This is a genomic window from Micromonospora sp. NPDC047756 (assembly GCF_055587245.1).
The window spans coordinates 440573-454542 of sequence record NZ_JBVJGQ010000002.1 but is presented as its reverse complement, the minus strand read 5'-3'; the positions used below and the strand labels follow the sequence as shown (position 1 = coordinate 454542).

Annotated in this window: 15 protein-coding genes; 4 read left to right on the top strand and 11 right to left on the bottom strand. The window is 70.0% G+C overall.

Translation table 11 applies throughout. From position 1 onward, the window contains the following. The first annotated feature begins 4 nt into the window (after positions 1-4). The 3 genes from ACZ6NZ_RS07175 (at position 5) to ACZ6NZ_RS07165 (ending at position 2594) form a co-directional block, all read left to right on the top strand. Entirely contained in the window at positions 5-1144 is a 1140-nt protein-coding gene (locus tag ACZ6NZ_RS07175) for a sensor histidine kinase (protein WP_465856603.1), read from the top strand. Further along, entirely contained in the window at positions 1141-1803 is a 663-nt protein-coding gene (locus ACZ6NZ_RS07170; RefSeq protein ID WP_465856601.1) for a response regulator, read from the top strand. The genes ACZ6NZ_RS07175 and ACZ6NZ_RS07170 overlap by 4 nt, the downstream gene beginning before the upstream one ends. Before the next feature lie 98 nt (positions 1804-1901). Then, complete coding sequence (locus ACZ6NZ_RS07165; RefSeq protein ID WP_465856599.1) at positions 1902-2594, top strand: DUF2306 domain-containing protein; 693 nt, start codon at positions 1902-1904, stop codon at positions 2592-2594. 66 nt (positions 2595-2660) lie between these two features. Here the strand turns inward: ACZ6NZ_RS07165 and ACZ6NZ_RS07160 are convergent, their stop codons facing one another. The 9 genes from ACZ6NZ_RS07160 to ACZ6NZ_RS07120 form a co-directional block, all read right to left on the bottom strand. Next, positions 2661-2993 carry a TraR/DksA family transcriptional regulator gene (locus ACZ6NZ_RS07160; RefSeq protein ID WP_465856597.1) on the bottom strand — a complete coding sequence of 111 codons (333 nt, stop codon included), beginning with the start codon at positions 2991-2993 and terminating at the stop codon, positions 2661-2663. A 338-nt stretch (positions 2994-3331) separates the two neighbouring features. Then, positions 3332-4066 carry a VOC family protein gene (locus ACZ6NZ_RS07155; RefSeq protein WP_465856595.1) on the bottom strand — a complete coding sequence of 245 codons (735 nt, stop codon included), beginning with the start codon at positions 4064-4066 and terminating at the stop codon, positions 3332-3334. A gap of 87 nt (positions 4067-4153) precedes the next feature. Beyond that, entirely contained in the window at positions 4154-4510 is a 357-nt protein-coding gene (locus tag ACZ6NZ_RS07150; RefSeq protein WP_366609095.1) for a DNA polymerase ligase N-terminal domain-containing protein, read from the bottom strand. A gap of 50 nt (positions 4511-4560) precedes the next feature. Then, on the bottom strand, positions 4561-5673 hold the full coding sequence (locus ACZ6NZ_RS07145; RefSeq protein ID WP_465856592.1) for a Gfo/Idh/MocA family protein: 1113 nt from the start codon (positions 5671-5673) through the stop codon (positions 4561-4563). Further along, a complete protein-coding gene (locus tag ACZ6NZ_RS07140) occupies positions 5643-6353 on the bottom strand; it encodes a ThuA domain-containing protein (RefSeq protein WP_366609093.1) in 711 nt (236 codons plus the stop codon). The genes ACZ6NZ_RS07145 and ACZ6NZ_RS07140 overlap by 31 nt, the downstream gene beginning before the upstream one ends. A 265-nt stretch (positions 6354-6618) precedes the next feature. Next, the gene (locus ACZ6NZ_RS07135) at positions 6619-6846 is read right to left on the bottom strand and encodes a hypothetical protein (RefSeq protein WP_465856590.1); all 228 of its coding nucleotides are present in this window, start codon (positions 6844-6846) and stop codon (positions 6619-6621) included. Positions 6847-6969: 123 nt separating this feature from the next. Further along, positions 6970-8442, bottom strand: a complete 1473-nt coding sequence (locus ACZ6NZ_RS07130; RefSeq protein ID WP_465856588.1) for an RICIN domain-containing protein — start codon at positions 8440-8442, stop codon at positions 6970-6972. A gap of 29 nt (positions 8443-8471) precedes the next feature. Continuing rightward, positions 8472-9911 (bottom strand): glycoside hydrolase family 43 protein, encoded by a 1440-nt coding sequence (locus tag ACZ6NZ_RS07125; protein WP_465856586.1) that lies wholly within the window; start codon positions 9909-9911, stop codon positions 8472-8474. Positions 9912-9947: 36 nt separating this feature from the next. After that, complete coding sequence (locus ACZ6NZ_RS07120) at positions 9948-11372, bottom strand: family 43 glycosylhydrolase (protein ID WP_465856584.1); 1425 nt, start codon at positions 11370-11372, stop codon at positions 9948-9950. Positions 11373-11701: 329 nt separating this feature from the next. Here ACZ6NZ_RS07120 and ACZ6NZ_RS07115 point away from each other — a divergent pair, with 329 nt between their 5' ends. Then, complete coding sequence (locus tag ACZ6NZ_RS07115; protein ID WP_465856582.1) at positions 11702-12301, top strand: GNAT family N-acetyltransferase; 600 nt, start codon at positions 11702-11704, stop codon at positions 12299-12301. Between the two features lie 18 nt (positions 12302-12319). Here the strand turns inward: ACZ6NZ_RS07115 and ACZ6NZ_RS07110 are convergent, their stop codons facing one another. Both ACZ6NZ_RS07110 and ACZ6NZ_RS07105 read right to left on the bottom strand, forming a co-directional pair. Continuing rightward, entirely contained in the window at positions 12320-13195 is an 876-nt protein-coding gene (locus tag ACZ6NZ_RS07110; protein ID WP_465856580.1) for an endonuclease/exonuclease/phosphatase family protein, read from the bottom strand. Positions 13196-13337: 142 nt separating this feature from the next. After that, positions 13338-13964 carry a mycothiol-dependent nitroreductase Rv2466c family protein gene (locus tag ACZ6NZ_RS07105; RefSeq protein ID WP_465856578.1) on the bottom strand — a complete coding sequence of 209 codons (627 nt, stop codon included), beginning with the start codon at positions 13962-13964 and terminating at the stop codon, positions 13338-13340. Between the last annotated feature and the right edge of the window lie 6 nt (positions 13965-13970).

The following is a 13970-nucleotide window of genomic DNA, read 5'->3' as shown; positions in this document are numbered from 1 at the left end:
TGCCATGCGCCCTCGCCTGCACGCGGTGTTGGCCGAGCCGCGGGTCTCCCCCGCCCCGTCGCGGACGTGGCGCGACTGGGCGGTGGTCGCCGTTCTCGGACCGGCGATCGTGCTGGAAGGAGTCTCCCGACCCGATCTGCCCTGGCGGGTGGGCTGCGTCGTCGTCGCGCTCGCGCTGCTGCCGACGCTTCTGTGGCGGCGCACGGCCCCGCTCGCGATGGTGGTGATCGCGTTCGGCTGCACGACCGTCGCCCCGTTCGTGCTGCCCGGCGATCCGTGCCAGCTGTTCACGGCGAGCTTCCTGGTCGTCCTGGTCCACGCGCTGTTCCGCTGGGGCTCCGGCCGGGATGCCGTGATCGGCTCGTTCTTCGTGGTGGCCAAGGTGACCACCGCCGGTCTGGTCGGGTCGGTCGACGGTGGCGAGTTGGTCGCCGGTTTCGCGGTGATGTTCGCCGCCGCCGCGCTGGGTGTCGCGACCCGCTTCCGCGCCGCCGCCCGGCTGCGCGAACTCGATCAGGTGAAGCTGTTGGAGCGGGAGCGACTCGCCCGTGACCTGCACGACACCGTGGCTCATCACGTGTCGGCGATGGCGATCCGTGCCCAGGCCGGCATCGCCGCGTCGGCGGGCCGGCCGGGCGCCGCCGTCGAGGCGCTGCGCACCATCGAGGCCGAGGCGTCGCGCGCGCTTGCCGAGATGCGGGCGATGGTTCGCGTCCTACGCCGCGACGAACCAGCCGATCTGGGGCCCCACCCGCAGGTCGCCGACATCGGACGCCTCGCCGGGCAGCCCCGCACCGGACCGACCGTCGATGTGGAGCTGAACGGCGATCTCGGTGACCTGCCGCCCACTGTGGGCTCCGCGCTCTACCGCCTCGCCCAGGAGTCGGTCACCAACGCCCGACGCCACGCCCGCCACGCCACCCGCATCGAGGTCAGCGTCGCTGCCGACGACACGACCGTGCGCCTGAGGGTCAGCGACGACGGCGAGGCCGGCACCGCCCGTCCGGCCGGCTCGCCCGGTTTCGGCCTGGTGGGCATGATGGAGCGTGCCGATCTGCTCGGCGGCACCTGCGAGGCCGGCCCCAACCCGGGCCGGGGGTGGACCGTCTCGGCCGTGCTACCGCGTGCGGGGGTCGACAGGTGACGGTTCGCGTGCTCGTGGCGGACGACCAGGAGATCGTCCGTACCGGGCTCACCATCATCTTGAACACGCAGCCGGGCATCGAGGTCGTCGGTGGGGCCTTCGACGGCCGGCAGGCGGTCGCGCTCGCCCGGCGGCTCCGCCCCGACGTGTGTCTGTTCGACATTCGGATGCCGGGCATGGACGGCATCGAGGCCACCCGGGCGCTCGCCGGGCCCGCGGTCCCGGATCCGCTCGCGGTGGTCGTCATCACGACCTTCGACCTCGACGAGTACGTGTACGCGGCGCTGCGGGCCGGCGCCCGCGGCTTCCTGCTCAAGGAGGCCGGGCCGGCCCTGCTGAGCCAGGCGGTGCACGCGGCCGCGAACGGGGACGCGCTGATCGCGCCGAGCGTCACCACGCGGCTGTTGAAGGCGTTCGCCGAAGCGGATCCGGCCGCGCCGCGTACGCAGCCCATCGAGGCGCTCACCGATCGGGAGGAGCAGGTCCTGGTGGCCGTCGCGCGGGGGCGCACGAACCAGGAGATCGCCGACGAGCTCTACATCACGTTGAGCACCGTCAAGTCGCACGTCACCAGCCTGATGACCAAGCTGGGGGTGCGTAACCGGGTCGAGGTGGCGATGTGGGCGTACGAGACCAACCGCAGCCGCCGGCACTGGTGAGCGCCGGAGGTACGACGACGGCGTCCGACCATGGGCCGACCCGATCGCGGCCCTTGTTCCGATGAGCGGGGGCGGGTGCGGCGTCCACCATCGGTGGCATGACGATCCGCGAGTGGCGGCTACCGGCCGCGTTGATCCTGCTGGGCCTGATACCGATGCTCGCCGGCGCGGGACGGCTCACCGAGTTGGGCGGCGCAGCGGAGGTCACCTCGGCCAACGCGCGCTTCGTCGCCGATCCGCTGCCGGTCGTGCTGCACATCGTCGGCGCGGTGGTCTACACGATCCTCGGCGCGTTCCAATTCGTACCTCGGCTGCGCCGCCACTCCTGGCACCGCCGCGCCGGCCGGGTGCTCGTCCCCTGCGGGCTGATGGTGGCGTTCACCGGCCTGTGGATGGCCGTCGCGTACGACCTGCCGGCCCACGACAACGACGTGCTCGCCGGTATGCGGCTCGTCTTCGGCTCGGCCATGGCCGGCTCGATCGTGCTCGGTCTCGCCGCCGCGCTGCGCCGGGACATCGCCCGACACCGCAGTTGGATGGTGCGCGGCTACGCGATCGGCCTCGGCGCCGGCACCCAGGCGTTCACCCACGCGCCGTACCTGATCGCGACCGGGGAGCAGCCCGACGGGAACCTGCGGGCCGGCCTGGTGGTCGCCGGTTGGGTGATCAACCTTGCGGTGGCCGAGTGGTACCTGCGGCGTCCGGCTCGGGTTGTGAGAGCGGCGGCAGCAGTTCCCGGAGCCGGCTCGTCCCCTGCGGCGTCTTTTCCGGGGCACCAGAGCCTTCACTGAGCGCACGGTCGGCCCGTCGCGTGGGCGGTGTGGCTGCCGTGCCGGCGGCACGGCAGCCACCGGGCGTCACCTGCTCTGCTTCTCCTGGCAGGGCACGCAGAAACGGGCGTGCGGGAGAATTTCGAGCCGCTCGGCCGGGATGCTCTGGCCGCACCTCTGGCAGGCGCCGTAGGTGCCGTCGCTGATCCGGCTCAGCGCACCGGTGATCTGCTCGATGTTCTGGCGGGTGGCCAGCAGCAGCGCGGCCTGGTTGTGGGCCTCGCCCGGGTCGCCGGTGTCCGCGTTGAGCTCGGTCAACTCCCGCAGCCGAGCCGTCTGGGCGGCGAAGTCGTCCGCCAGCGACGCGCGGAGGTCAGCCAGCCAACTCTGGTCGAGAGTGCCACGATGATCGACGCTCATGGTGTGCCTTTCGGGGAGAGGGTGGGAAAAACAAAAAGGGCCGAAGCTTGGATAGCTTCGCCCTGGCGGTCGTTCTGGGTATGCAACGACTCCGCAGGTGGGCCTCGGCCGGTTCGCATCGGGCACGACGGTGTGTGCGCGGACACGGTGTGCGGCGCGCGGACAACCGGCACCCGCATGTCGGCCTCGGGGCGTGCCGCCGTCAGCACGCGCACAGCACCGCCCACCGCCACGTCAGTGGCGGCGGGCGAGCGGAAGGTCACCGGCGGCATACCCCCACCATAGAGCGGGGTTTCCCTAATGCCAACGTTCAGCGATGCTCACTGTCGCCGCGGTCGTCAGCCCGGGGTGAGGAGGCAGAACTCGTTGCCCTCCGGGTCGGCGAGCACCCGCCACGGGACGTCCTGCCCCAGCTCGATGGGGGTCGCGCCGAGACTCCGCAGCCGGGCCGCCTCGGCCTCCGGGTCGTCACCGGGGTACGGACGGACGTCGAGGTGGACGCGGTTCCACCCGCTCTTCACGTCCGGGGTTCGGACGAACTCCAGGTAGGGGCCGACGCCCTTGGCGGAGCGCAGTCTCGCACCCCGGTCGTTCACCTCGTGCAGGGTCCAATCCGTGGCCTCGCTCCAGAACCGGGCCATGGCTCGCGGGTCGGCGCAGTCGACCACCACGGCGGCGATCGGTCCGGTGTCCCGGTAGACCGCCCTGGGCTCCAGCACGCAGAACTCGTTGCCCTCCGGGTCGGCCATGACCGTCCACGGCACGTCACCCTGGCCCACGTCGGCGGCGGTCGCGCCGAGTTCCGTCAGACGGGCGACCACCTGCGCCTGGTGCGCCGCCGAGGTGGTGGCGAGGTCCACGTGCACGCGGTTCTTTCCCGTCTTGGGCTCGGACGAGGCGATGAGGTCGACGCAGACAGCGACCGGGTCCGGGTAGACGAAGCCCTCGGGTTCGAGGTTGGTCACGCCGGGTCCCTCACTGGAGATGTCCCAACCGAGCGCCTGCGCCCAGAAACCGCCCAGCGCGGAGTCGTTCCGAGCCTTCATGTTGATCTGCACAAGCCGGGTCGCCATGTCGGCGATGCTAAGGCCTGTCGAGTCCGCGATGGGACCCGCCCCGCGGCGGTGCGACGGGCTGACTCCGAGTCGTGTTGTTGCCCCCTATCTGTGCTGGTCCGAGGGCTGTTCCTTGGTCAGGTGCAGCAGCCACCCCTCGCCGGTGCGGATGAGCGCGTACCGCCGGCGAGCGGTGCGGCCGTGCAACGTGAACAGCATCCGGCGGTCGGTGCGATCATGCTCCTCCCAGGTGCCGATGTCGGCGATCGACTTGTCGACGTCCTCGTAGGTGAGGTGGTCGAGGTCGTGGTCGGGCACGGCGATCGCGAGCCGGTTGTCGCCGGGGCTGTCCGGCAGGCCGCGGGGCACCGCCCACGAGCGCAGCACGCCGTTCTCCTCCAGCCGCAGGTCGAAATGCGGTCGCGGTTTGCGGTGATGATGCAGGACGAAGGCGGGCGCCACGTTCCCATTGTCGGCGCCGGCCGGCTCTTCCGCCGGTCAACGCGACCACCTCACGAGGCGTGGTACGCCTGCCAGTCCTCGATCGGCGTGAGCGGGACCGGCTCGGGCCGCTCCACCACCGTCGTCAGCTCGATCCGCTGACCGTCGGCCGCCGACCGCAGCAGGCTGGTCATGGTGTCGAGGACGTGCAGTGCGACCTCGCCGTCAGCACGTGGGGCACGCTGATCGTCGGCCCTGATCAGGTCGATCAGGCCGATGCCCCGGGAAGCCTTGGCGTATCCGGCCTGCGGTTCGAGAGCGCGCCATTCGCTGTCGCCGAGCGCGAAGAGGCGGACCTCGCCGTCGAAGTAGTTCGGGTCGGGCACCGCGAGCGTGCCGCCCTCGCCGTGCACCTCGATCGGCGCGGCCGTCGTCCGGACGCCGTCGAAGCTGGTCGTGATCGTGGAGAGCGCACCGTTCGTGTGCTCGAGCACGCCGGTGAGGTGGGTTTCCACCCCCACCGGGATCCGCTGGCCGGTGCGGGGGCCCGAGCCGATGACGCGCTCGGCGCGCAGGCGACTGGCGGCACCGGTCACCGACCGGACCGGCCCGAGCAGATGGATGAGCGCCGAGATGTAGTACGGCCCCATGTCCAGCAACGGACCGCCGCCCGGGGCGTAGTAGAAGTCGGGGTTGGGATGCCAGCGTTCGTGCCCCGGAGTGACCATGACGGCCGACGCGGACATCGGTCGGCCGATGAGCCCCCCGTCGATCGCCGCGCGCGCCGTCTGCGTGCCCGTACCCAGGACGGTGTCCGGCGCGCACCCGACCCGGACGCCGGCCGAAGCGGCCCGTTCGATGATCGAGCGGCCGTCCGGGAACGTCACGGCGAGCGGCTTCTCCACATAGACGTTCTTGCCGGCTTCGATCGTGCCCAGCGAGATGTCGGCATGGGCCGCGGGGATGGTCAGGTTGAGCACGGTCTGCACGTCCGGGCGGGCGAGCAGACGCTCGACGCTCATCGCCTCGGCCCCCGGGATCGTGGCCGCGACCTCGGCCGACCGGGAGGCGTCGAGGTCGGCCACCGCGACGATGTCGACCTCAGGATGGTCCGCGAGTGTGTCGAGGTACGCGCGGGAGATGACCCCGAGACCTATGACGCCGACGCGGTGCGGGTCGCCCACACCATCCCCCTCTCGATCACGGTACGGACATCCGCGTGCTCCAGCACGTCGAGGCTGTGCCCCGGGGTCGTCACGACGACGCGCCCGGCACCCCACTGTCGGGTCCAGATGGCGGGTGAGGTGACCGGCCGATGCCACGGATGCCACGCCTGCGTCGGGTGGGTGGTCACGGCCAGCACGTCGATGAGGTCGTCGTGCAGCACCCAGTATTGTTCGGTGACCAGGTCGAAGTCCTCGATGCCCGCGGTGATCGGGTGCTCCCGGCCGAGGTCGGTGACGCGCACCGTGTGCGGCAGGAAGTTGTCCTCCGGGCCACCGTGACGCTCACACGGCTCGAGGCCCGGATGGGTCGCGAACTGGCCACCCACCAGGTGCAGGTATTCGGCTGACGCGCGGAACGAGTCGACGATGCCGCCGTGCCAGCCGGTGAAGCCCGTGCCGGCGATGACCGCCGCGCTGAGGCCCGCCACCTGGTCCGCGGTGATCTGCGACATCGTCATGCACTGCACGACGAGGTCGGTCTGGGCCATCTCGGCGGCGTCGGCGTAGATCTCCGTCGACTCCTCGACCCGTACGGCATAGCCGCTTCGTTCGAGGAAGGGGAGGAACAACTCGGTCGCCTTGACCGGCTGGTGCCCCTCCCAACCGCCCCGAACCACCAGTGCTCTCCGCTGCGCCACCGTCGCTCCCTCCCACGGCCGTCGTCACCGGGCTGGCCGCTCCCGCCCTAACGACGGATCGTCGATGCCCGAACGTGCCGAGCACCGAAACCGTACCCGTGCTCGCCGACAAAGCCGACGTACGTCGGGCGCCGGATTCCACTCTGCCCGCTCGGCTTGGGCCACACCACGAGTGAGCGCCGCGGTGGAATGCCACGGCGCTCACGACCGGCATCGGTCTGATGTCGACCGCCGCGCCGGCCCTCGGTGTACGCGGACGAAGCGATCAACCGCTACGGCGGTTACCCCACTGGCGGGGGCCCTGGACCGAGCCCCGGCCGCCGAAGTGCTGACCCTTCCCGATCGGCTGAGGTGAGGCGACCTTGCCCTTCGCGCGTCGGGCGGCCCGATTCGCGGGAACGGCAGGCGGGTCGGTCTCGCCCTCGGTCTCGGCCGTGATCGAGGTGTCGGCTGCCGCCTCGTGGGCGTCCTGGTCGGGCTCGGGCTCCGGCATCGGGGTCTCCTTGGATCTGATGGGTTCTGCGGGCCATCGACGACCGGCGGACGCGGACTCTCGACGCCGGGGCGCGCGCCTTGACGGTAGCGCAACGCCAGCCCCACCTACGTCGGACGACCCTCAGACTGCCGTGCGCGACCACTGCTGGTTGGTGCCGGAGTTGCACGAATACTGCTTGATGACCACTCCGTCCGCAGTCGCCGCGGCCGGCACGTCCACGCATTTGCTGCTGTGTCGTGCCCGGAGTTGGAAGTAGGCGCCGTTGCTGACCATCTGGAACTGCTGGTTGGCCCCCGTGCCGCAGGTGTACTGGACGAGCTCGGCGCCGTCGGCGGTGGACCCGCTCACCACGTCGAGGCACTTTCCGCTGTGCCGGCTGACGATGCGCCAGTAGCCGCTGCCCGCATCCTGGAACTGCCACTGCTGCCACGCACCACCGCCGTACGTGTACTGGCCGACGCGAGCGCCGTTGGCGGTGTTCGGCTGCTGGACGTCCATGGCCTTGCCGCTGTGCCGCGCGTCGATCCGGTAGAACGTTCCCGTCGAGGGTGGGGGTGTCGTCGGGCCGTCGCCGACGGCGTCGCCCCACGCGTACCGGATCCGGTCCGCGCCCGAGGTGTTGCGGATGGTCAGGTTGAGGTCGGTGCCGCTGCCGCTCAACGCGAACATCGAGTACCAGTCGTAGCCGATGGTGCCGGTCTTGCCGCCGAGGGCGGGCCAGTAGGTGCCGCCCATCTGGTTGTCGCGCATGACCTGGGCCATGGCGCGGATGTAGCGCACGAAGTTGTCGGTGCTGCCCGCGTCGGCGTAGTTGCGGCCGTCGTTCATGGGCGCGCCGAACTCGGTCGCGACCGCCCGGGAGGCGCAGTTGCCGAGGCGTGCCTGGATGTGGCTGCGGAAGGCGTCGTAGGTCATCGCGCCGTAGAAGAAGGCGTAGTAGTGGAAGGACAGCAGGGTCGAGTTGAAGCGGCTGTCGTTGCAGATGTCGCGCAGATCCTGGCTGAAGCCGGTGCCGCCGATGAGCACCCGGCCGGGCACCGCCGAGTAGTGGTAGGTGAGCCAGTTGGCCGCGACGTTGCGCCACTCCGCCGAGCTGTAGCCGTGCGGCTCGTTCATCGGCTCGAAGTAGACATTGGTGTTCGTGCCGTACGTGTTGGTCACGGTGGACCACATCGCGTTCCACGCGGCGAGGTTCGTGATCCTGCCGCCGGAGGCGGCACCGTCCTCCCAGTAGGCGAGGATGACCTTGAAGCCGCGGGCCGTGGCCGCGTCGATGGCGCCTCGGTACGCCTCCCACCAGGCCGTCCCCACCGTGTGGGTGTTGATGGGCAGGCGGACGGTGTTGACCCCCATGGTGGACGCCATGTCGTCGTACAGGGCGTTGGCCTTGGCCCGCACCGTCGCGTTGCTGTCGGACGCGCTCAGGCCCTGCACGACGAGGGGGCCGGTCTTGAAGTTGTCACCCAACACGGCCCAGTTCATGCCGCGGAACTGGTTGGTGGCGGCGGTGGCCGGCGTCGACGCGACGACGACCCCCACCATCGCCGTCAGCGCGGCCACCAGGGCGGCGAGCACCCGTCGATGTAGTGCCACAGTCGAAACTCCTTGATCAGGGGCCAGCGTCAGCTGGTCACGCGGAAGGTGGCGTCGGCCCGGCTCTGCGCGTCGGGCACCGGGTCGAGCCGCAGCAGGTAGGCGTAGTGCCGGAGGTAGCGGTCCGGGTGGCTGTACGACTGGAACGACGTCCACGAGGAGTTGGCGAGACCCGCGACCTGCCGGAAGGTGGCGTCGGCGGCGAAGGTGGAGGTGCCGTCGTTGGCTTCCAGTCGGAAGTCGTACCCGTAGTGGCGCAGGTAGTGGCCCGGGTAGTTGACCGACTGGATGGAGACGGTTCCGGAGCCGACCAGACCGGGCACCAGCCGCCACTGGCCGTCCTGGGCCGGGCTGACGTTCGGGTCGATGCGGACGTCGTAGTCGTAGTGCCGCACGTACCGGTCCTGGAAGTTGTACGACTGGATCCGGTTGACAGCGGTGGCGGGCCAGCGGGCGAGGACCCGGCTCTGTTCGGCCGCGGTCAGGTTGAGGATCGAACCATGCCGTTTCTTGGTGCCACCCATCGAGTACGAGCCGGACGCCGGCAGTCGGTAGCTGCCCGGGCTCGACGGATCGGTGGTCAGCACCGGCAGGTAGCCGCGTCCGCTGGAGTACTGGTCGAGGTAGAGGACCCACTCGTTGCGGGTGTTCATCTTCATCCACATCGGGCCCTCGACCTGCGCGCCGGTCAGACCGATGCCGGAGAGGTTTCCGAGGCTGGTCCAGGTGCCGAGGATGGAGTTGCTGCCTTCGATGCCGATCTGGCCGTCCCGGGAGGCCCGGACGTAGCGGTAGGCGCCGACGCCGGTCGGCACCTCGACGATCTGGGTGTCGATGATCTCCTGGTTCCCGGGCCGGTTGATGTAGACCTGCGGCGTGGTGACGCTGCGGAAGTTCGTCGTCCGCGCGTAGTAGATGCGGTGCTTGGTCGCCCCGTTGAGCGGGACGTTCGTCGCCCAGTAGAGGACGTAGTCATTGGTGGCGGGGTTCCAGATCGCCTCCGGCGCCCAGGCGTTGCGTCCGTCCGGGATCGCGCCGGCGACGTTCAGCAGCCAGGGCGCCGACCAGTTGACCAGGTCGGTGGACTCCCACACGACGAGGTTGCGGCTGCCGTTGTTGATCGCGGCCGACCAGTCCTGACCGCAGCCGATGCACAGGTCGGTGGCGATGATCCAGTACCGGTCGCCGTTCGGCGAGCGGACCAGGGCAGGGTCGCGTACGCCGCGGGTGCCGATCGTGGAACGCAGGACGAGCCCGCCGTTGTTGAGGTCCGTCCAGCGCAGGCCGTCGGTGCTGTGGGCGAGGTAGATCTGCTGGTCGGTCGACGACTCGCCGGTGAAGTGCGCCATCAGGTAGCCGACTGTCGGGTCCAGCGCGGCCGCCTCCTTCGGTGTCGCCGCCGACCAGGTGGTGAACAGCAGACAGGCGGCGACCATGACCGCGCAGAGCCGGGCGAGGACTCTCGACATGTGTCTCTCTCCTTAGCGCAGGGGCTTAGCAGTCAGCTACAGGGCCGGCACGACGGGCCGGATGGTGCCGTCGGTGTTGAACTCCATCCGGTCGATGGCGGTCTCGCGGTTGGTGCCGTTGCCGGCCGGAACGGCGAAGCGGTGGTAGGCGATGTACCAGGTGTCGCTGCCGGGAGCCCGGACCACGGAGTGGTGGCCGGTGCCCTTGATGCCCGCGTCGAGACGCTTCTGCAGCACCACGCCGCGCTTCGTCCACGGCCCGAGGGGTGAGGAGCCGGTGGCGTAGGCGACCCGGTAGTCCTCGCTGCGTGTGTCGTTCTCCGACCACATGAAGTAGTACAGACCGTTGCGCTTGAACACGAACGGCGCCTCGTTGTAGCCGGACGGGGTGATGACCCGCGCCTGCGCCACGTCGAAGGAGACCATGTCGGCGTTCAACCGCACCGCCCGCGCGATGCCCTGCCCCCAGTACAGGTAGGACCGCCCGTCGTCGTCGGTGAACACCATGGGGTCGATCGTCTGCCCGCCGGAGAACTGGTCGCTGCGGATCAGCGGTCGGCCCAGCGCGTCCCGGAACGGGCCGGTGGGGCTGTCGGCCACCGCCACGCCGAGCTGTTTGGCGGTGTTGCCGCTGGCCGCGCCGCCGCTGAAGTACAGGTAGTAGCGGCCATTGGCGCTGGCCACCGCTGGTGCCCAGGCCGAGTTGTCCGCCCAGGAGACGTCCGGTCCGTGGTCGAGGATCACGCCGTGGTCGGTCCAGGTGACCAGGTCGGTGGAGGAGAACGCCTTGTAGTAGGTGCCGGCCCAGCTCGCGTAGCCGTCGGTGGTCGGGTACAGGTAGTAGCGGCCGTCGAACACGGCGATGTGCGGGTCGGCGAAGAGGCCCGGGATCACCGGCCCTTTGGTGGTCCTGGGTGCCCAGGGCGCGACGAGGCGGAAGGAGCTGTCCGCGCGGAACGCGGCCGTGTCCTGATGGGCGTCGAGCCACAGGGCGAAGTCGCGGTGCCGGATCCGCCGGGTCGGATAGTTGTACGAGGCCAGCGCCACCGACCCGCTGACCGAGCCGTCCACCGCGCAGAAGGTCGCGTCGGCCCGGAATGACGCGTCGCCGGTGTTCGGGTCGACCCTCAGCCGGTAGTCGCGGTGTCGCAGGAACAGGCCGGCCTTCGTCTGGAAGGAGTAGCAGGCCGGCGACGCCAGGCCGTTGACCACGGTGAAGGTGGCGTCGAGCTTGGTCTGGTTGGCGCTGCCGGCGGTCACCGGGTCGAGCTGACCGAGGTAGTCGATGTGGCGGACGTACCGTCCGGCTTGGTTGACCGCCTCCAGCGAGACGGCCCCGGTCGGCAGCGTGGCGGCCTTGGCGGGCCTGTCGGCCACCACCACGACCGCCGCTGCGACCACGGCGGAGAGCACGAGGAGCGCACGCAGACGGGCGGTCGATGCTTCCGGCAGCGATGCCACCCTCCTGCGCCGTGAGTCCACCGGCCCCGCCTCTCTCGCAAGATCATCTATGTTAGCGTTAACACATTCAACAGCGTCAGGCCCCGGGCCCAGCGGCCCTGGCGACGGGTTCGGGGTCTTCGCATATGGCGCCTCTGGCCGCGTGGCGACACAGGCACAATGTGTTCGGTTCGTTACGTTCGCGTTGCGGACAAGTGTTAGCGATCGCATCCACGAGTGTCAAGGCATCGACAGTGGACGCTCCCCCGACGTCGCAGCGGGCCCGTCCACCTGCGACCAGCGACCGGAAACCGCTTGCCCGTCAGCGGCGTCACGCAGAGGATCAGTCGATGCCCAGTGACCAGGCGACCGCCGACTTCTCCGCCAAGCCCACCCTCACCGGCGAGCGGGTGATCCTGCGTCCGTTCGTCGAGGACGACCTGGACACCTTCCGGGCGGCGGTGGCCGACCCCGACGTGGCCCGACTGACCGGCAGTCCGGTCGACGACGCTCCCGACGAGGAGCGGATGCGGTCCTGGTACGGCAGCCGCAACGCCCAGACCGACCGCCTCGACCTGGCGGTCGTGGACCGCGCGAGCGGGGCCTGCGTCGGCGAGGTGGTCCTCAACGACTGGGACCCCGACAACCGGAACTGCACCTTCCGCACCCTGCTCACCGCCGCCGGCCGCGACCGCGGCCTGGGCACCGAGGCGGTACGCCTCGTCGTCGGTTACGGCTTCGAGAGCCTCGACCTGCACCGCATCTCGCTGGAGGTGTTCGCCTTCAACCCCCGCGCCCGACGGGTGTACGAGAAGGTCGGCTTCGTCGTCGAAGGCGTGCTGCGGCAGGTCCTGCGCGACGGTGACGACTGGGTCGACGCCACGGTGATGGCGATCCTCGCGCCCGAGTGGGCGGCGCACCGGGGGCATCCGGAGCGCCGCGACTCGTAGCCGGCAACGCCGAAGACGTCAGCTCTGGACGGAGAACGTCGCGACGACTCCGTTGTGGTCGGAATTGGTGCCGCCGACGATGTCGTAACCGGTCATCCACATCAGCTGGTACTCGGGCAGCCGCTTCCAGAAGTAGACGTAGTCGATGTGCCGGTTGCCGTGCGTCCCGGTGCCCTTCTCGCCGTAGAGGTTGTAGTTGGAGCGCAGGTTGGGCAGCTCGTTGGCTTCGAAGACCTGCCACGGGAACTTGGCGTACCCGTAGCTCCGGTCGGCGCTGAAGTCGACGTTGAGGTCACCGCTCACGATGACCTGTCCCTCGGCCTGCTTGTTGACCGCCAGCTCCTTGAGGCCCTGGAACTGCGCCTCGGCACACCTGGTGCGCGGTAGGTCCTGCGGCTGGCCGGCCGTCTCGATGCTGGCCACCGCGTGGGCGTTGATCTGGGTGACGTTGCGGCCACTGGCCTTGTGCCGGTACGTGACCCAGTTGTTGTACCGCGCGGGCGGGACCTCGCCCGGACCGTTGGTGTCGCAGACGAAGATCGAGCCCTTGCCGAGGACGTCGAACATGCTCTTCTTGGCGATCAGCGCCTCGCCGGCCTGGTTGGTGCCTCCCGGCGCGTACAACCACCAGCCGTTGTCGGCGGCCCAGTTCTCCAGGTACGCCTTGCGGTTTCCGACCTCGTTGAGCCCGACGAGGTCGGCCTTGGACGCGATCAGGTTCAGATCGTGTGCGAACTCGGCCTGGCTCAACCCGTAGTAGATGTTCAGCGTCGCCGCCCTGAAGGTCACGCTCGCGGCGGTCGCCGGGGCCGCCGGCAACAGGGCCACCCCCAGCGCGAGCGCGCTCAGGAGTGCGCCCAGCGCGCGGGCCGACCAGTTCGTTGTGCTGCGCATCGTCTTCCCTCCGCACGAACCCGCCCTCGGTGGCGGCTGTCGCACCCTATCGATTCACGTCGACGCGCTACGGAACAAGCGGTAACGAAGAGTCGACCGGTCGAGTCGGGGACGACCTACTCCCCAGGCGTCCCTGGTGGAGCTAGGCGAAGATGAGACTGTCGGACCGCGCGCGTTTGAGCTCGGAGAATGCTCCGCAGCCGGCCAGCAGGCGGGCACCGTCGAAGACGCGGACGGCCTCCTCCCCGCGCGGGATCGAGGTCAGTACCGGCCCGAAAAAGGCCACATCGTCGACGACGACCGTCGGGGTGCCGAGGTCCTCACCCACCAACTGCTGCGCACGGGCGGTGCTCGCCCGCATCTGCGGGTCGAGGTCGCTCCGGTGAGCGGCGTCGGCCAGGTCGGCGGGGAGGCCGGCCTCGGCCAGAGCCAGCGGGACGACGGTGTCGAAGTTCTTGTCGCCGGCGTCGTGGATCAGGTGACCTAGCGCCGGGTAGAGCCGTGCGAGGGCGGCGGGGCCGTGTTCTGCGGCGGCCGCCACGCAGACCCGGGCCGGCCCCCACGCCCGGTCGTTGAATTCTCGGTACCAGGGCTCCAGGTCGCGATGCTCGTTGATCACGGCGAGGCTCATCACCTCGAACCGCAGGGCGAGCGGCCGCATCTTCGCGACCTCCATGAGCCAGCGGGATGTTATCCAGGCGAACGGACAGGACGGATCCACGTACGCCGTGACCGTCGGAGCCGACGCTCCGATCAACTTGTCTTCCATGGAAGA